Source organism: Roseateles sp. GW821-FHT03B02, assembly GCF_059421025.1.
The window spans coordinates 60,589-77,195 of the sequence record NZ_JBWKUV010000008.1; the positions used below are offsets into that span (position 1 = coordinate 60,589).

Genomic DNA, 16,607 nt, shown 5'->3' on the forward strand with positions numbered 1-16,607 from the left:
ATCCTCAAGCTGGACAACGTCCACGCTTTCTACGGCAAGAGCCATGTGCTGCACGGCGTCAGCATGGAAGTGAAGCCCGGCGAGATCGTGAGCCTCCTGGGGCGTAACGGTGCCGGCCGCTCCACGACGGTCAAGACCATCATGGGCCAGGTCGATGCCAAGGGCTCGGTACGCTGGGGCGATGTCGAACTGGTGGGCCGCAAGGCCTACGAGATCGCCCACCTGGGCCTGGGCTATGTGCCCGAGAACCGCGACATCTTCCCCAAGCTGACCGTGCACCAGAACCTGATGTTGGGCGAGAAGTCGGGCGCGACGAAGCCGCGCTGGAGCTTCGAGGACATGTACAAGATGTTCCCGCGGCTGCGCGAGCGCCAGCACACCGAGGCCGGCGTGCTGTCCGGCGGCGAGCAGCAGATGCTCACACTCTGCCGCACGCTGATGGGCGACCCCGACCTCATCATGATCGACGAGCCCACCGAGGGCCTGGCGCCCAAGATCGTCGAGCTGGTGGCCCAGTACCTGAAAGAGCTGAAGAACCGCGGCATCGCGGTGCTGCTCGTCGAGCAGAAGCTGGCCATCGCGCTGGAGATCTCCGAGCGCTGCTATGTGATGGGCCATGGCCGCATCGTCTTCGAGGGCAGCCCGGCCGAGCTGCGCGCCAACGCCTACATCCGCAAGGAATGGCTGGAGGTGTAGCGGGCCACCGCCGTCATCAGCCGCCCTGCCTCAGCGCCAGGCTGTGGCGGGCGGCGTCGGCGAGCTCGGTGCCCGTGGGGCCGCTATCGGGGAAGACAGCCTCGCCCATGGCCACCGACAGGTAGGCCAGCCGGCCTTCCAGCTCGTAGGCGCCCGTGAGCGTGCGCTGCAGCCTGAGTGCCACCAGGCCCGCCTCCGCGGAGCCGGCGCTCGGCAGCAGGACCGCGAAGCCCTGCTGGCCCACCTGCACGACCTCGTCGGTGCCGCGCACGCGGTTGCGCACCCGCAGGCTGGCCGTGCGCAGCAGTTCGGTGCGCTGCTCGCCGGCGTCGGGGCGCGACGAGGGCAGCGGGTCAAGCTCGATCCACAGCATGGCCAGGCGCTCGCCGGCGCGGCGGCAGCGCGCCAGGCGCCGCGACAGATGGGGCGCGAGCTCGGCCAGCGAGCCCACCTGGGGCAGGGCGGGCGCGTAGCCGTTGCGGCCGGTGGGGCCGTCGTCTTGCGGGACGAGATGGGTCACGGACATGGGCAACTCCAGGAAAAGCCTGGCCTTGCGGCTGCCCGGGGGCGGCGCAGCGAGGCCTTCCCAACCCAGAACGCGGCCCGGCGCCCGGACCCGACATCGGCCCGCGAAATTTCTTGGCTGCGCTGGCGAAACCGCGTTTGTCCTGCCCGGCCGGGCCCGCGCCGGCCGGTAGAGTGCGGCCGGTGCAAGAGATCACGGAACTGCTGAGGGCGGCCCAGGCCGGCGACCGGGGGGCGGCCGACCAGGTCGTGGCGCGTCTGTACGCCGACCTGCAGCACCTCGCGCGAAGCCGGCTGCGCCGCTCCGGCGACCTGACCCTGCTCGACACCCAGGCCCTGGTGCACGAGGTCTGGCTGCGGCTGGACGGCGTGCCGCAGGCCGACTTCCCGGACCGCCGCCACTTCCTGGCCTATGTGTCGCGCGCCATGCGCAGCGTCGTCATCGACCTCGTGCGCGCCCGCCAGGCCGAACGGCGCGGCGGCGGCGTGCAGGCGCTGACGCTGAACACCGCCGTGGCCGAGCTGGCGCCCCAGGACGAAGGCCATGTGCTGCGCGTGCACGAGGCGCTGGACGAGCTCGCCCAGCTGGAGCCGCGCCTGGCCCAGGTCGTCGAGATGCGCTACTTCGGCGGCCTGCTGGAGCAGGAGATCGCCCAGGCCCTGGGCGTGACGGACCGCACCGTGCAGCGCGACTGGCAGAAGGCCAAGCTCTTCCTGGCCATGGCCCTGAGCTCATGAGTGCGCCCGCCCGGCAACGCTGGCTGGTGCTGAGCCCGCTGCTCGACGAGCTGCTGGACCTCGATGCCGAGGCCCGCGCGCGGCGGCTGGACGCGCTGTGGGCGCAGGACGCCGCGCTTGCCGACGAACTGGCCACCCTGCTCAGGCAGGAGCAGGCGCTGAGCGACCAGGGCCTGCTGGACCGCCCCGCGGCCGAGGCGCTGCAGCTGGGCGGCCCGCCCCCGGCCGAGCTGGCCGAGGGCATGCTCATCGGGCCCTACCGGCTGGAGCGCGAGCTGGGCCAGGGCGGCATGGGCAGCGTCTGGACTGCGCAGCGCGCCGACGGCCGCTTCGATGGCCGCGTCGCGGTCAAGTTCCTGAAGAGCGGGCTCTTCGCCGCGGGCGACGCGGGGCGCTTCGCCCGCGAGGGGCAGATCCTGGCGCGGCTGTCCCACCCTCACATCGCGCGGCTGCTGGATGCCGGCGTGGTGCAGGGCCAGCCCTATCTCGTGCTGGAGCATGTGGACGGCCAGCCCATCGACAGCTGGTGCCGCGAGCGCGGCCTGGACGTCGAGGCACGGGTGCGCCTGCTGCTCGACGTGCTGGCCGCCGTGGGCCATGCCCATGCCCGGCTGATCCTGCACCGCGACCTCAAGCCCAGCAACATCCTCGTCACCCGCGAAGGCGAGGTGAAGCTGCTGGACTTCGGCATCGCCAAGCTGCTGGACGATGCCGGCCAGGAGGCCGCCGGCACCGAGCTCACGCAGCTCGCCGGCCATGCCTACACACCCCAGTACGCCGCGCCCGAGCAGGTGCAGCAGCTGGAAGTGACGACGGCGACCGATGTCTATGCGCTGGGCGTGCTGCTGTACCAGTTGCTCGGCGGCGGCCACCCGACGGCGGGCGAGACGCAGACGCGGCTGGATCTGCTCAAGGCCGTCGTCGAGCAGGTGCCGCGCCGGCTGTCCGAGGCGGCCGCGCGCGGCGACGACCCGCCGCTGGCTCGCCAGGCCCGCCGGCTGCGCGGCGACCTGGACACCATCGTCGCCAAGGCGCTGAAGAAACAGCCGGCCGAGCGCTACGTCAACGCGCAGGCCCTGGCGGACGACCTGCAGCGCTGGCTGGCGCACGAGCCCATCGGCGCGCGGCCGGACAGCCGCTGGTACGTCGCCGGCCGCTTCGTGCGCCGCCACCGGCTGGCGGTGACCGTGTCCAGCCTGGCCCTGCTGAGCCTGCTGGGCCTGACCGGGCTGAGCCTGCTGCAGGCCCGCCGAGCCGAGGCTGCCGAGCAGCATGCCGAGCAGCGGCGCCTGCAGTCCGAAGAACTGCTGACCTACATGCTGGGCGACTTCGCCGACAAGCTGCGGCCCCTCGGCAAGCTGGAACTGCTGGACGGCATCGGCGGGCGGGCGCTGGACCATCTGGCCGGCGAGGCGCCGACCCATGCGGCCGAGAGGCTGAACCGGGCCAAGGCCTTCATCGTCATTGGCGAGGTGCGCGTGACGCGCCGCGAGCTGGCGGCGGCGCTGCAGGCGCTGGCGGCAGCGCGGGAGCTGCTGGCGGGCGCCCCCCCGGAGCGCGCGCTGGCCCCGGCCTGGCGCAAGGCGCAGGGCCTGGCCGCCTTCTGGGCCGGCCAGGCCCACAAGCTGCAGCGCGAGCTCGATGCCGCCCGGCAGGACTGGGAGGCCTATCGGGCGGCCAGCCAGGCCTGGCTCAAAGAGGCGCCGGACGACCTCGAGGCGGTGCTGGAGCTGTCCTATGCCCACACCAACCTGGGCGTGCTGGCGCTGGACCGGGGCCACGTCGCCGACGCTGCAAGGGCCTTCGACGAGTCCAGCCGCCTGCAGCGCCGCGCCTTGCCGGCCATGCCCGCCGCCAAGCGCGACCAGGCGCTGTCCGACCTGGCTTCCAGCCTCAGCTGGCTGGGCCAGGTCCGGCTGTGGCAGGGCGAGGCGGGGCCGGCGCTGGCCACCTTTCGGGATGCGCTGGACACGCTGGCGCCGCTGCGCCAGGCCCAGCCGGACGACGCGCCCTCGGCCAACCGCGAGGCCATCCTGCACCGCTGGCAGGGCGAGGCCCTGGCCGCACTGAGCCGGCCGGCCGAGGCGGCCGAAGCCTTTCGCGCCGCGCAGGCGGGGTTCGGCCAACTCGTCGCGCGTGACCCGTCCAACCGCGCCTGGCAGGCGGAGGCCCTGGTCACGCAGCTGCTGGCGCTGGAGGTGGCACCGCTGCCGCGCCCACAGCTGCAGCAAGCCCTGTTCCAGCTGGGCCAGCAGCTGGACCAGCTGGAACAGTCCGGCGGCGCCGCCGGCCGCGTGACCCGGCTGCCCGATCGGGCACGCTGGGCTCTGTTGACGTGGGCATCGGCCGCGCCGGCCGGCAGCCCGGCCGCGGCCGCGGAGGTCGGCCGCGTGCGTGAGCAGCTCAGGACCGCGCTGAAGTCGCGTCCCGGGCAGCTGCGCCTGGGCCGGGCGCTGGCGAGGATCGACGACGCCTTGCTCCACGCGGCCGCTGCCCGGTGGCTGACGGACGGCGACGCCTGCGGGCACGTGACGGAGGATCTGGCGCTGCTGAAGGGGCTGGTCGACGTCGACCACCTCGTCACCGGCGTGTGGCAGGCGGCGGCCCGTTGCAGAAGCGCGGAACCGGGCGCGCCCGTGGCAAATGTCCGCGAAGCGGCAACTGCCCGGCCCTGAGGCGCCGGAGTCCGTGGAGATTGGCTGCTAGCTTTGCGGTCCCAGCCACTTGCCACTCGCTCCGATGACCACGACCTACTACGTCAAGGCCGAACCCAACGGCCAGTTCGCGGCCTGCAGCTATTTCGCCGATCCCGCCTGCACCCAGCCCGTGGCCTCGGACGCGCTCATCGTGCCGCCCACGGCCCCGGCCTGCGAGATCGTCGAGGCGCAGGGGTCCGGGCTGAGCCTGCTGGGCGCCAGCTACAAGACGCTGGGCCATGCGCCGGTCATGTCCGACCACAACTTCTGCGCAGCGGACGCGGGCTCCGTCAGCGTGGTGATGCCGACCACCCAGACTGTCTCCAAGGGTGTGGTGCTGATCTTCTCCAACCGCGGCGCGGTGGCGTCGCTCTACCCCAGCAGCGACCCTGTCGTCACCAACGGCGAGGAGTGCCCCTGAGCCGGGCTAAGCCAGGCGCTGATGGCGCTTGCGCAGGAAGTCCGCCGCCAGGTTCGCGTCGCCGCCGACGCGCTCGCCGATGTAGAGCTCCTGGCGGCGCTCAGCGATCTGCGCGCGTAGCCGCGCGGCCATGATGTCCAGCGGCCGCATGCCGCCCACCTCGGCGCGCTCGACGGCGATGCGCAACTCGTGCATCTGCTGGGCCTGCAGCAGCGCTGTCTGGGCCTGCACGATGCGGATGCGGCCCTGCACCATGTGCTCGCACAGGCCCAGCCAGGCGCGCACCGCATCGGCCGGGCCGCCGATGACTTTCTCGGGCAGTTCGCCGGCCGCCAGCAGCAGGCTTTCGAGGCGCGCGCGGTCGCTGCTCGCATAGGCGTCGTTGACGATCATCATGCGCTGCTCGCAGACCTCTCGGTCCGGGCCGGCCGGTGCCAGGTCGGGGTGAAAGCGCATGGCTGCGCGCCGGTACAGCGTCTTGAGGCTGGGCGGCGGCAGGTCGGTCAGCGGGCCGGTGGGCTCGGGCGGCAGCGGCGTGGCTTCGGGCAGGGCCGGCACGTCGGGCCAGGCCTTGGCGCGGGGTGAAGCTGGCGTGGGGGCGTCCACGCCCTGACGCTTCAACGCCTCGGACAGCAGGGCGGTGGCCTGATGGAGCTGGGTCTCGAGTTCGTCGAGCTCGCGCATCAGCGGGCCCAGGGCTTCGAGGTAGCGCTGGCGGAAACCCAGCAGCTTGGCGCGGGCGCCGTCGTGGTCGGCCTCCAGCACGGCCAGGTAGCGCCGCAGATCCTGCAGTTGCTCGCGCCGCCGCGTCAGATCGTGCCTCGTGATTGCCATGCTCGCCATGAGCGGCAATTCTGCCTGGGCCGGACGTGAAAACAGCCCGCGAACGGGCTGTTGTGCACCGGATTTACCTGGGTGTTACTGCGATGCCGCCGAGGCCGGCGCCTCGATCGAGCTGGCCGCGGGCGCTGCCGGTGCGGCAGCCTGCGTGGCCGCCACGGGCTCGGGCGCCTTGCTGCCAGCCGGCAGCGGCAGCAGCGGCACGATGAGCAGGGCCACGATGTTGATGATCTTGATCAGCGGGTTCACGGCCGGGCCGGCGGTGTCCTTGTAGGGGTCGCCCACGGTGTCGCCGGTGACGGCGGCCTTGTGCGCCTCCGAGCCCTTCTTGTGGATTACGCCCTTGTCGTCCTTGAAGCCTTCCTCGATCAGCTTCTTGGCGTTGTCCCAGGCGCCGCCGCCGGTGCACATCGAGATGCCGACGAAGAGGCCGGTCACGATGGTGCCCATCAGCAGGCCGCCGAGGGCCGCGGGGCCCAGCGTCAGGCCGACGATGATGGGTGCGGCCACGGGCAGCAGCGACGGCACGATCATTTCCTTGATGGCGGCGGTCGTCAGCATGTCGACCGCGGCGCTGTAGTCGGGCTTCCTCTTGCCGGCCATGATGGCGCCGTCGGCGAACTGCTTGCGCACCTCGACGACGACTGCGCCCGCTGCACGGCCCACGGCCTCCATGGCCATGGCGCCGAACAGGTAGGGGATCAGGCCGCCGATGAAGAGGCCCAGGATGACCTTGTGGTCGGACAGGTCGAAGCTGATGTGCGCGCCGCGGGCTTCCAGCGCGTGGGTGTAGTCGGCGAACAGCACCAGGGCGGCCAGGCCGGCGGAGCCGATGGCATAGCCCTTGGTCACGGCCTTGGTGGTGTTGCCGACGGCGTCCAGCGGGTCGGTCACGTCGCGCACGCTGGCGGGCAGCTCGGCCATCTCGGCAATGCCGCCGGCGTTGTCGGTGATAGGGCCGTAGGCGTCGAGTGCCACGATGATGCCGGCCATGCTCAGCATGGAGGTGGCGGCGATGGCGATGCCGTACAGGCCCGCCATCATGAAGGCCGAGTAGATGGCCGCGCAGACGAAGAGCACGGGGAAGGCCGTGGACTTCATCGACACGCCCAGGCCGGCGATGACGTTGGTGCCGTGGCCGGTGGTGGAGGCCTGCGCGACGTGCTGCACCGGGTGGTATTGCGTGCCGGTGTAGTACTCGGTGATCCAGACCATGGCCGCCGTCAGAACCAGGCCCACGGTGCAGGCGCCGAACAGGGCCATGGCGTTGGTCTTGGCGCCGCCGGCCAGCTCGATTTCACCGGGGAACATGGCCTTGGTGACGAAGAAGAAGGCGATCAGGCTCAGCACGCCGGCCACGATCAGGCCCTTGTAGAGGGCCGGCATCACGTTCTTCATGCCGGCGCTGGCCTTGACGAAGTAGCAGCCGATGATGGACGCGATGATGGACACGCCGCCGAGCGCCAGCGGGTAGACGACGCCGGCCTGGGCCGAGCCGCCCACCACCATCAGTGCGCCCAGCGCCATCGCGGCGATCAGCGTGACGGCGTAGGTCTCGAACAGGTCGGCAGCCATGCCGGCGCAATCGCCGACGTTGTCGCCCACGTTGTCGGCAATCACGGCCGGGTTGCGCGGATCGTCCTCGGGGATGCCGGCCTCGACCTTGCCGACGAGGTCGGCACCCACGTCGGCGCCCTTGGTGAAGATGCCGCCGCCCAGGCGGGCGAAGATGGAAATGAGGGACGAGCCGAAGGCCAGGCCCAGCATGGGTTTGAGCGCCGTGCTGTCATGCCCGCCGCCGATGGCCATGTAGAAGCCGCCCACGCCCAGCAGGCCCAGGCCCACCACCAGCATGCCGGTGATGGCGCCGCCCTTGAAGGCCACGTCCAGAGCCGGGCCGATGCCCTTGGAGGCGGCCTGCGCGGTGCGCACGTTGGCGCGCACCGAGATGTTCATGCCGATAAAGCCGCAGATGCCCGAGAGCACCGCGCCGATGACGAAGCCGATGGCTGTCGTCGTGCCCAGACCCGACACCGCGATGGCGATGGCCAGCACGACGCCGACGATGCCGATGGTGCGGTACTGCCGGCCCAGGTAGGCGGCGGCACCTTGCTGGATCGCCGTGGCGATCTCCTGCATGCGGGCGTTGCCGGCGTCCTGACTCAGGATCCAGCTTCGTTGGATGAAGCCATAAAGAACGGCCGCGAGGCCGCAGGCCAGCGCGAAATACAGCGCCACTTCCGTCGACATGTATGAGTCTCCTGTTGAGCGTGTCATCTATGGCCCGTGCGGACTGCGGCCGGGCTTGCGCGGCGGAGCTTAAGTGCGGGGTCGGCGCTGTCAGCTGAGCGTTTACCAGCAAACCTAGAATGCGGGTTTTCCTTAGCACCTAAAACGACGACCATGAGCCTGCACAACGTGACCCCCGGCGCCAAGGCGCCCGACGAGTTCAACGTCATCATCGAGATCCCGATGAATGCCGATCCGATCAAGTACGAGGTGGACAAGGAAACCGGCGCGCTGTTCGTCGACCGCTTCCTGACGACGCCGATGTACTACCCGTGCAACTACGGCTACATCCCGCGCACGCTGGCCGACGACGGCGACCCGGTGGACGTGCTGGTCATCACCCCGTTCGCGCTGACGCCCGGCGTCGTCGTGACCTGCCGCCCCCTTGGTGTGCTGATGATGGACGACGAGGCCGGTGGCGACGCCAAGCTGCTGGCCGTGCCGACCAGCAAGATCCTGCCGATGTACGACCACTGGCAGCAGATCGAGGACGTGAACCCGGCCCGCCGCGCCGCCATCCAGCACTTCTTCGAGCACTACAAGGACCTGGAAAAGGGCAAGTGGGTCAAGGTCAAGGGCTGGGAAGGCGCCGACGCCGCCAAGCGCGAGATCACCGAAGGCATGGCCAACTACAACAAGGCCTGATCCTTCTCGCCCCGTTCAAGACGCCGCATCCGCGGCGTCTTTTGCTTTGTAAGGGGCGTGTTCGTTCAGCTCGTCGATGTAGCCCGACATCGCCTCGCCCTCCCGGGCCAGGAAGTCGTTGACCGCGTCGGCGAAGGACGGGTGGGCCAGCCAGTGGCTGGACGCCGTCGGCGTGGGCATCAGGCCGCGTGCCATCTTGTGCTCACCCTGCGCGCCGCCCTCGAAGCGCTGGTAGCCGTGGGCGATGCACCAGGCCAGCGGCTGGTAGTAGCAGGCATCGAAGTGCAGGTTGGGGATGTGCTCGGTCGCGCCCCAGTAGCGGCCGAAGGCGGCGCGGCGCTCCGGGTCCAGCGCGATCAGCGATGTGGCGACGCGCTCGCCATCTCTTCTTGCGGTGAACAGCAGCCAGTTCTGCGGCATGTCACCGGCCATGCGGGCGAAGAAGTCGCGACTCAGGTAGGGCTTGCTGTGGTGGGCGCGGTAGGTGAGCTGGTAGCAGCGGTAGAAGAAATCCCAGTCCTCGGCCGTGAGGTCGGCGCCGGTGCGGGCTTCGAAGACGACGCCCGCCTCGCGCACGCGGCGCTGCTCCTGCTGGATTTTCTTGCGCTTGTCGCGTTGCAGCCGCGCCAGGAAGGCGGCGAAGTCGGCATCGCCCTCGGCCGTCCAGTGGAACTGCACGCCGGCGCGGGCCATGCAGCCGGCCTCATGCAGCGCGGCCTGGTCGGCCTCGTCGCCGAACAGCACGTGCAGCGAGGAGGCCTCGGTCTCACGCGCCAGTGCCCTCAGCGCCTGGGCCAGCAGTGCGCGCGCCTTGTCGTCCACGGCCAGCAGCCGGCTGCCGGGCACCGGCGTGAACGGCACGGCCACCAGCAGCTTGGGGTAGTAGGCGAGGCCGTGGCGGTGATAAGCCTCGGCCCAGGCCCAGTCGAACACGTACTCGCCGTAGCTGTGGGCCTTCAGCCAGGCCGGGCAGGCGGCCAGCAACGTGCCGCCGCGCCACAGCGAGACGAACTGCGGCTGCCAGCCGGTCTGGGCTGTGGCGCTGCCGCTGGCATGCAGGGCGCGCAGATAGGCCAGCCGCATGAAGGGCGTGGGCCGGGCCTGGGCGGAGAGCAGGGCGTCCCAAAGGTCTTCGGACAGGGCTTCGGGCGAGTCGTCGACCCGAATGACAATGCTGCTCTCGTCGTTGCCTGAATCGCTGTCGCTCATGCCCTCGCCCCTGAAGATTGCCCTGGCCCAGATCAATGTCGTCGTCGGCGATCTGGCGGGTAATGCGGACCGCATCATTGCCCAAGCGCGCCAGGCGCACGCGGCTGGGGTTGATCTGCTCGTCACGCCAGAGCTGGCGCTGTGCGGCTACCCGCCCGAGGACCTGCTGCTGCGCCCCGCCTTCCTCGCCGGCTGCGAGGCCCAGCTGCAGCGCATCGCGTTCGAGCTGGCAGCCTTGCCGGGCCTGCACGTCGTCGTCGGTCATCCGCGCGAGCGCTCGGGTGGCGTGGCCCGCGAGCGCAGCTGGTCGCTGCCGCCTTGCCTGAACATGGCCTCCGTGCTGGCCGACGGCCAGGTCGTCGCCAGCTATGCCAAGCGGGAGCTGCCCAACTACCAGGTGTTCGACGAGCGGCGCTATTTCTACTCCGGCCGCGACGCAGGCCTGGAGGCCGTTGTCGTCGACGTGAAGGGCACACGCGTGGGCCTGCTGATCTGCGAGGACGCCTGGTTCGACGAGCCCGCCGCCGCTGCCCAGGCGGCCGGCGCCGAGCTGCTGTGCGTCATCAACGCCTCGCCCTTCCACGTCGGCAAGGTCGAGGAGCGCGAGGCCCGCATGGCCGAGCGCGCCCGTGCGGTGGGCCTGCCGCTGCTCTATGCCCACCTGGTGGGCGGGCAGGACGAGATGGTCTTCGATGGCGCCTCCTTCGCCGTGCAGCCCGATGGCAGCCTGGCAGCGCGCGCGCCGCTGTTCGAGGAGGCGCTGGCCATCGTCGAGCTGGACGCCGGCTGCCTGCATGGCGACATCGCGCCCCTGCCCGAGATGGAGGCCCAGGTCTGGCAGGCCCTGGTCTGCGGCGTGCGCGACTACCTCGGCAAGAACGGCTTCCCCGGTGCCATCCTCGGCCTGTCGGGCGGTATCGATTCGGCGCTGGTGCTGGCCATCGCCGTCGATGCGCTGGGCGCCGACAAGGTGAGGGCGGTCATGATGCCCTCGCCCTACACGGCCGACATCTCCTGGATCGACGCGCGCGACATGGCCGAGCGCCTGGGCGTGCGCTACGACGAGATGAGCATCGTGCCGATGTTCGATGCCTTCAACGCGACGCTGGCCGAAGAATTCAAGGGCCTGCCGCTGGACGCCACCGAGGAGAACATCCAGGCCCGCATCCGCGGCACGCTGCTGATGGCCCTGTCCAACAAGTTCGGCAGCATCGTGCTCACGACCGGCAACAAGAGCGAGATGGCCACCGGCTACTGCACGCTCTACGGCGACATGGCGGGCGGCTTCGCGGTCATCAAGGACGTGGCCAAGACGCTGGTGTTCCGGCTGGCGCGCTGGCGCAATGCCCAGGGCGCGGAGATCATCCCCGACCGCATCATCACCCGCCCGCCCTCGGCCGAGCTGCGTCCGGACCAGAAGGACGAGGACAGCCTGCCGCCCTACCCGGTGCTCGACGCCATCCTGGCCCGCTACATGGAACAGGACGAGTCCATCGCCGAGATAGTCGCGGCCGGCTTCAAGCCCGAGGACGTCGAGCGCGTGACAAGGCTTATCAAGATCAACGAGTACAAGCGCCGCCAGGCGCCGGTGGGCATCCGCATCACGCACCGCGGCTTCGGCAGGGATTGGCGCTACCCCATCACGTCCAGGTTCCGTGCGTAAACTTGGGCCAAGCAACCGGAGCCCGTCATGAAGCAGATCACCGCCATCATCAAACCCTTCAAGCTCGACGAGGTCCGCGAGGCGCTGGCCGAGGTGGGCGCCTCGGGCCTGACGGTCACCGAGGTCAAGGGCTTCGGCCGCCAGAAGGGCCACACCGAGCTCTACCGTGGCGCCGAGTACGTCGTCGACTTCCTGCCCAAGGTCAAGGTCGAGGTCGTCGTGAAGGACGATGAGGTCGACCGCTGCATCGACGCCATCCTGAAGGCCGCCAAGACCGGCAAGATCGGCGACGGCAAGATCTTCGTGGTGCCGGTCGAGCAGGTCATCCGCATCCGCACCGGCGAGACTGACGAAGCCGCGGTCTGAGCGAACTCAGCGCTGCGTCAACGCCAGCTTTGCGCCCAGGGCCACGAAGGTGGCCGCAAAACTGCGCCTGAGCCAGGCCATCGCCGTCGCGCTGCCCAGCACCCGCTCGCGCATGCGCGCCGCAAAGGCGCCGTACGCCGCGAACACGGCGAAGGTCATGGTCATGAAGATGGCGGAGAGCTGCAGCATGGCCTGCGTGGGCGCCGCCTCGTCCCGAGCGATGAATTGCGGCAGGAAGGCCAGGAAGAACATCGACAGCTTGGGATTGAGCAGGTTCACGAGCACGGCATGCCGAATGACCTGCCCGTCGGTGTGGCGCGGGTCGGCGGCCTCGACGGCCTCGACGGCCAGCATGCCCTGCTCGCGCCAGGTGGCCCAGGCGATGTAGAGCAGGTAGGCCACGCCGGCGAACTTCAGCGTCTCGAAGGCCAGGGCGCTGGCGTGCAGCAACGCGGCCAGGCCGGTCACGGCGGCCAGCATATGGGGCACGATGCCCAGGGTGCAGCCCAGGGCCGCGACGATGGCTGTGCGCCTGCCGCGCGACAGGCCGGCGGCGATGGTCACCGCCGCGCCTGGGCCCGGCGAAGCCACGACGAGCAGTGAGACGGCCAGGAATTCGAGATTCATGAGGGCACTCCGGTTGCGAATTGCCATCGTGGCCGGAGCTGCCGCCTGCCGTCTTGAACGAAATTTCAGCCGGCGAACTGCGCGATGCCGTGGCCGAGGGACCAGTTTTCCCTGGCGGCCTCCAGCACGTTGATGAATACGTCCTGCGGGCGGATGCCGGGGCTTTCGCCCAGCAGCTCGGCCGCGCGCTGGAACAGCGCCTTCTTCTGCGCGGCCGTGCGGGTGTCGAACACCGTGACCCGGATGTAGACGAGGTCGTCGCTGCGGGCGATGCCAAGGTAGGCGCTGCCGTAGCGGAAGTTGGCCGGCTCGTGCTCGGTGATGGTCATGAACTGGTCGTCCTCGGGCACGGCCAGGGCTTCGCGCAGCGCGCGGTAGAGGCTGTCGAAGATGGCCTGGCGATAGGCCGGCGGCTTGCCGGCGCGCAGCGAGATGTGGATCAGCGGCATGGGGGGCTCCAGGTGGGGCGGGTCGCCATTGCAGGGCGTGGTGATGATTTCGACAAGATATCAATGCAGATATCAGAAATAATCAACCGTAATGAATGACCGCCCGCTCGATCTCGACGCCGTCCAGGCCTTCGTGCGCATCGCCGAGCTGGGCAGCTTCACCCGCGCGGCCGAAGCCCTGCAGACGACGCAAGCGGCCGTCAGCCTCAAGCTCAAGCGCCTGGAGGCGCGCCTGGGCATGCGGCTGCTGGAGCGCACGCCGCGCCATGTGCAGCTGTCGGGGCAGGGGGCGACCTTCCTGCCGCACGCGCACGAGTTGCTGGCGGCCCACGACCGTGCCCTGGCCACCCTCGCCACGACGCGTCAGCGGCTGACGCTGGGCATCAGCGACCACGTTGCCGGCCCCGAGCTGCCGGCGCTGATCGCCCGGATGAACGCTCGGGACCCGCAACTGCTGATCGAGATCCGTATCGGCTCCTCCGGCGATCTGCTGCAGGCCCACGACCGCCGCGAGCTCGATGCCGTCATCACCCGTCTGCACACCGACAGGGGCGATGGTGAACTGCTGGCCGAGGAGCCCTTCGGCTGGTTCGCCGCGCCGCACTGGCAGCATCGCGCCGGCGAACCCCTGCCCGTGGCCACCATGGCCGAGCCCTGCGGGGTGCGTGCTCTGGCTGGGCAGCTGCTCGACGCGGCCGGACTGCCGTGGACGCAGGCTTTCGTCGGCGGCGGCGTGGCGGCCGTCGTGGCCGCCGTCATGGCGGGCTTGGGCGTGGCGGCACTGGCGCCGCGCATGCTGCCGCTGGGCGCAGTGGACGTCGGCGCGAGACTGGGGCTGCCCGAGCTGCCCCGGCTGCCCATCCTGCTGCACGCCCGCACACGGGGCGGCCGGGCGGGCGATGCCCTGGCCGGGCTTGCGGCAGCGTTCAGGAGCGCGGTGCGGGGCTAGCCTCCGGAGCGGCGTCAGGTGCGTGCGAAGGCGCCGGGCGTCAGGCCGAAGTTGCGTACGAAGCAGCGCGTCATGTGGCTCTGGTCGGCGAATCCGCTCGCGGCCGCGGCATCCGCGAGCGGCATGCCCGAGCGCACGAGCTGGCGCGCATGGCGCGAGCGGCGCTGCAGCAGGTAGGCATGCGGCGGCAGGCCGGTCAGCCGCGTGAAGGCGCGCAGGAATTGATGGCGGCTGAGGCCGGCCTCTGCAGCCAGGGCGGCCAGCGTGGGCGTGGTGGCCGGGTCGTCGTCCATGCGCTCACGCGCTGCCATGACGCCGGCGACCAGGGCCGGGCGCCCGATGGGCACCGGCTGCAACAGCCTCGCGATGAGGCCCAGCAGGGCGGCTTCGGACTGCAGGGGCTTCACGCCGTCGGCGGTTGCCGTGCTGAGAAGCGTGCGAAATCGCTGCACCAGCACCGGGTCGCGCAGGACCGGTGCCGTGAACTCGAAGCAATGGCCGGGCGACAGGTCGGCGGCCGCATCCTGCAGGCGGGCAGGATCGACGTAGAGCATGCGCCAGCGCCGCCCCGAGGCGTCCAGGGGCTGGCCGTCGTGCACCTCGCCGGGGTTGACGGTGATCATGTCTCCGGCGCCGGCCTCGACGACGCCGCGGCCGCTGGCCGACTTCTGTGCGCCACGCTCGATCAGGCCGATGCCGAACTGCTCGTGGGTGTGCCGGCCGAAGGCATAGGCCGAGTCCGCCGCAACGATCTCCACGCCGGCCATCCCGGATGGCAGCAGTTGAAAGCCTCGGGCTGCCGTCATGGGCCCGAGTGTCGTGCGGTCAGCGCAGGTGCTGCCAGATGGCCGCACCCCAGATGCCGGCGGCCAGCACCAGGGCCATCAGCACGGCGGCGCTGGCGATGTCCTTGGCGCGCTTGGACAGCTCGTGCCGCTCGAAGGACACGCGGTCCACGACCGCCTCGACGGCGGAGTTCAGCAGTTCGACGATCAGGATTAGCAGCAGCGAGCCGAGCAGCAGGGCGGCCTGCTCCCAGGTGTTGGCCAGCCAGTAGCTCAGCGGCGCGGCGATGACGCACAGCCAGGTCTCCTGGCGGAAGGCGCTTTCGCCGGTGTAGGCGGCCTTCAGGCCGGCCCAGGAATAGCCGGCGGCATGGATGATGCGATCCAGGCCGGTGCGGCCCTTGTGGGGGTTGCTCATGAACGCTGCGGAAGCTGGGTGATGACACGCGAGCCGCAGATCGCGTCGTGCAGGAATTGTCGCTGCGGATGCAGGCGCGCGACCAGCGCATAGGCCGCGATGCCGGCGATGAGGCTGCCGACGATGGCGCCACCGCCATGCAGGCCCAGCGCCCAGACGCTGACCAGGGCAGGCAGGAACCACAGCCAGCTCAAGACATAACGCAGCACGGCGCGGCCCCAGCCCAGCGGCCGGCCGGCAGCGTCGACGACGCGCAGATGCCAGGTCTTCATGGCCAGGGTCTGGCCCGAGCGTGTCCAGAAGCCGACGAAGTACAGGCCGATCACGAGAAAGAGCACTAGGCCCATGCCCGTGCGGCCCTGCATCGCGTGCTGCTGGCGCGTCAGCACCGAGTACAGGAAGCCGGTGAAGAAAACCACGCCGAAAAGCAGCACGCCTTCGTAGAGGAAGGCCGCGAGGCGGCGCGCCAGGCCCGGGGGTGGGGCAGCGGTGTCGACCGCCGCCGTCATGTGCGCGGTGCGGACGCGGCGGGCGCCTTCAGCGACTTGGGCAGCAGGGTCTTGGGGTCGACCAGGGCCGGATCGGCCACGACCTTTGACTCGCCGGCCGCGTGGTGGCTGGGCAGGGCGAGGCCGCGCGTGATGAGCACGGTGGTCGCGCCGGGCTTGGCCTGGATGAGGCTGCCGGCCACCGGGATGGGGGCGACGAGCTTGGGCGGCGCGGGCACGATATTGGACTTGGGCGCTGCGGCCAGCGGCCTGGGTGCCGAGCCTGTGGCCTTGGTCTGGGCCTGGCGACGGGCGGCGGCCTTGTCGGCGAGTTCCTGGCGCTGCTCGGGTGACAGGGCCTGGTAGGCCTCCCACTTGGCCTGACGCTGCTCGGCGTCGACCTGTTTGGCAACCTGGAAGCTGATGCGGGCGTTGGCGCGCTCGCTGGGCGTGAGGTGAGCCCAGTCGCGCATGCGCTCGTGCAGGCGTGCCAGTTCGGGCGCCGGCAGGGCGGCCAGGCGCGGCGTGGCGTTCAGCCATTTGCTGCGCTGGTTGGGGCCGAGCTTGTCCCAGTCGCCGGCCAGGGGGGCGAGCAGGTCGCGCTGAATGGGCGTCAGGGCCTGCCAGGTGGGCGCTGCGGCCAGCGCGGACACGGGCGGCAGTACCGCCGCCGCGGGCCGGGCGACAGTGGCGGGCGCCGCCGCCACGGGGGCGCTGGCCACGGTCGCTTCAGGCGCGGAGGCGGCTTCCGGGGTCTGCGCAAAAGCAGAAAACCCCGCCGCACCAAGCAGCAGGGTAATCAA

General features: G+C 70.6%; 18 protein-coding genes. 8 read left to right on the forward strand and 10 right to left on the reverse strand.

Annotated elements, in window-relative coordinates:
• Positions 1–696, forward strand: a complete 696-nt coding sequence (locus tag AC07VX_RS20010) for an ABC transporter ATP-binding protein (protein ID WP_493166366.1) — start codon at positions 1–3, stop codon at positions 694–696.
• Positions 697–712: 16 nt separating this feature from the next.
• Here AC07VX_RS20010 and AC07VX_RS20015 read toward each other — a convergent pair whose 3' ends face one another.
• On the reverse strand, positions 713–1,222 hold the full coding sequence (locus tag AC07VX_RS20015) for a diguanylate cyclase domain-containing protein (RefSeq protein ID WP_493166305.1): 510 nt from the start codon (positions 1,220–1,222) through the stop codon (positions 713–715).
• 182 nt (positions 1,223–1,404) lie between these two features.
• Between AC07VX_RS20015 and AC07VX_RS20020 the strand changes: the two genes are divergently transcribed.
• From AC07VX_RS20020 to AC07VX_RS20030, 3 genes are all read left to right on the forward strand, one after another.
• Positions 1,405–1,959, forward strand: coding sequence for an ECF-type sigma factor (locus AC07VX_RS20020; protein ID WP_493166304.1), 555 nt, complete (start codon positions 1,405–1,407; stop codon positions 1,957–1,959).
• Positions 1,956–4,634: a protein kinase domain-containing protein gene (locus tag AC07VX_RS20025; RefSeq protein ID WP_493166303.1), complete on the forward strand. Its 2,679-nt coding sequence runs from the start codon at positions 1,956–1,958 to the stop codon at positions 4,632–4,634. The genes AC07VX_RS20020 and AC07VX_RS20025 overlap by 4 nt, the downstream gene beginning before the upstream one ends.
• Before the next feature lie 64 nt (positions 4,635–4,698).
• On the forward strand, positions 4,699–5,076 hold the full coding sequence (locus tag AC07VX_RS20030; RefSeq protein WP_493166302.1) for a hypothetical protein: 378 nt from the start codon (positions 4,699–4,701) through the stop codon (positions 5,074–5,076).
• Positions 5,077–5,082: 6 nt separating this feature from the next.
• Here the strand turns inward: AC07VX_RS20030 and AC07VX_RS20035 are convergent, their stop codons facing one another.
• Together AC07VX_RS20035 and AC07VX_RS20040 are read right to left on the reverse strand one after the other, a co-directional pair.
• Positions 5,083–5,910, reverse strand: a complete 828-nt coding sequence (locus tag AC07VX_RS20035) for a J domain-containing protein (RefSeq protein ID WP_493166301.1) — start codon at positions 5,908–5,910, stop codon at positions 5,083–5,085.
• 84 nt (positions 5,911–5,994) lie between these two features.
• On the reverse strand, positions 5,995–8,166 hold the full coding sequence (locus AC07VX_RS20040; RefSeq protein ID WP_493166300.1) for a sodium-translocating pyrophosphatase: 2,172 nt from the start codon (positions 8,164–8,166) through the stop codon (positions 5,995–5,997).
• A gap of 153 nt (positions 8,167–8,319) precedes the next feature.
• On the opposite strand from AC07VX_RS20040, the gene ppa reads away from it, so the two are divergent.
• Positions 8,320–8,850 carry an inorganic diphosphatase gene (gene ppa / locus AC07VX_RS20045; RefSeq protein ID WP_493166299.1) on the forward strand — a complete coding sequence of 177 codons (531 nt, stop codon included), beginning with the start codon at positions 8,320–8,322 and terminating at the stop codon, positions 8,848–8,850.
• Between the two features lie 15 nt (positions 8,851–8,865).
• On the opposite strand, the gene AC07VX_RS20050 is transcribed toward ppa, so the two are convergent.
• Positions 8,866–10,059, reverse strand: a complete 1,194-nt coding sequence (locus tag AC07VX_RS20050; RefSeq protein WP_493166298.1) for a GNAT family N-acetyltransferase — start codon at positions 10,057–10,059, stop codon at positions 8,866–8,868.
• Between AC07VX_RS20050 and AC07VX_RS20055 the strand changes: the two genes are divergently transcribed.
• Together AC07VX_RS20055 and AC07VX_RS20060 are read left to right on the forward strand one after the other, a co-directional pair.
• Positions 10,058–11,722, forward strand: coding sequence for an NAD+ synthase (locus tag AC07VX_RS20055; RefSeq protein WP_493166297.1), 1,665 nt, complete (start codon positions 10,058–10,060; stop codon positions 11,720–11,722). The genes AC07VX_RS20050 and AC07VX_RS20055 overlap by 2 nt on opposite strands.
• Before the next feature lie 27 nt (positions 11,723–11,749).
• Positions 11,750–12,088: a P-II family nitrogen regulator gene (locus tag AC07VX_RS20060; protein ID WP_268151514.1), complete on the forward strand. Its 339-nt coding sequence runs from the start codon at positions 11,750–11,752 to the stop codon at positions 12,086–12,088.
• 6 nt (positions 12,089–12,094) lie between these two features.
• On the opposite strand, the gene AC07VX_RS20065 is transcribed toward AC07VX_RS20060, so the two are convergent.
• Both AC07VX_RS20065 and AC07VX_RS20070 read right to left on the reverse strand, forming a co-directional pair.
• Positions 12,095–12,715: a LysE family translocator gene (locus AC07VX_RS20065; RefSeq protein ID WP_493166296.1), complete on the reverse strand. Its 621-nt coding sequence runs from the start codon at positions 12,713–12,715 to the stop codon at positions 12,095–12,097.
• A 65-nt stretch (positions 12,716–12,780) separates the two neighbouring features.
• The gene (locus AC07VX_RS20070) at positions 12,781–13,164 is read right to left on the reverse strand and encodes a tautomerase family protein (RefSeq protein ID WP_493166295.1); all 384 of its coding nucleotides are present in this window, start codon (positions 13,162–13,164) and stop codon (positions 12,781–12,783) included.
• A 91-nt stretch (positions 13,165–13,255) separates the two neighbouring features.
• Here AC07VX_RS20070 and AC07VX_RS20075 point away from each other — a divergent pair, with 91 nt between their 5' ends.
• Positions 13,256–14,113, forward strand: coding sequence for a LysR family transcriptional regulator (locus tag AC07VX_RS20075; protein WP_493166294.1), 858 nt, complete (start codon positions 13,256–13,258; stop codon positions 14,111–14,113).
• Between the two features lie 14 nt (positions 14,114–14,127).
• On the opposite strand, the gene AC07VX_RS20080 is transcribed toward AC07VX_RS20075, so the two are convergent.
• Genes AC07VX_RS20080 through AC07VX_RS20095 form a run of 4 tightly spaced genes read right to left on the reverse strand, consistent with a single transcriptional unit; the run spans position 14,128 to position 16,526 of the window.
• On the reverse strand, positions 14,128–14,919 hold the full coding sequence (locus AC07VX_RS20080; protein ID WP_493166293.1) for an AraC family transcriptional regulator: 792 nt from the start codon (positions 14,917–14,919) through the stop codon (positions 14,128–14,130).
• A gap of 19 nt (positions 14,920–14,938) precedes the next feature.
• Positions 14,939–15,316 carry a diacylglycerol kinase gene (locus AC07VX_RS20085; protein ID WP_493166292.1) on the reverse strand — a complete coding sequence of 126 codons (378 nt, stop codon included), beginning with the start codon at positions 15,314–15,316 and terminating at the stop codon, positions 14,939–14,941.
• Positions 15,313–15,825, reverse strand: coding sequence for an RDD family protein (locus AC07VX_RS20090; RefSeq protein ID WP_493166291.1), 513 nt, complete (start codon positions 15,823–15,825; stop codon positions 15,313–15,315). The genes AC07VX_RS20085 and AC07VX_RS20090 overlap by 4 nt, the downstream gene beginning before the upstream one ends.
• The gene (locus AC07VX_RS20095) at positions 15,822–16,526 is read right to left on the reverse strand and encodes a DUF3106 domain-containing protein (protein ID WP_493166290.1); all 705 of its coding nucleotides are present in this window, start codon (positions 16,524–16,526) and stop codon (positions 15,822–15,824) included. Before AC07VX_RS20095 ends, AC07VX_RS20090 begins: the two co-directional genes overlap by 4 nt.
• Positions 16,527–16,607: the final 81 nt, after the last annotated feature.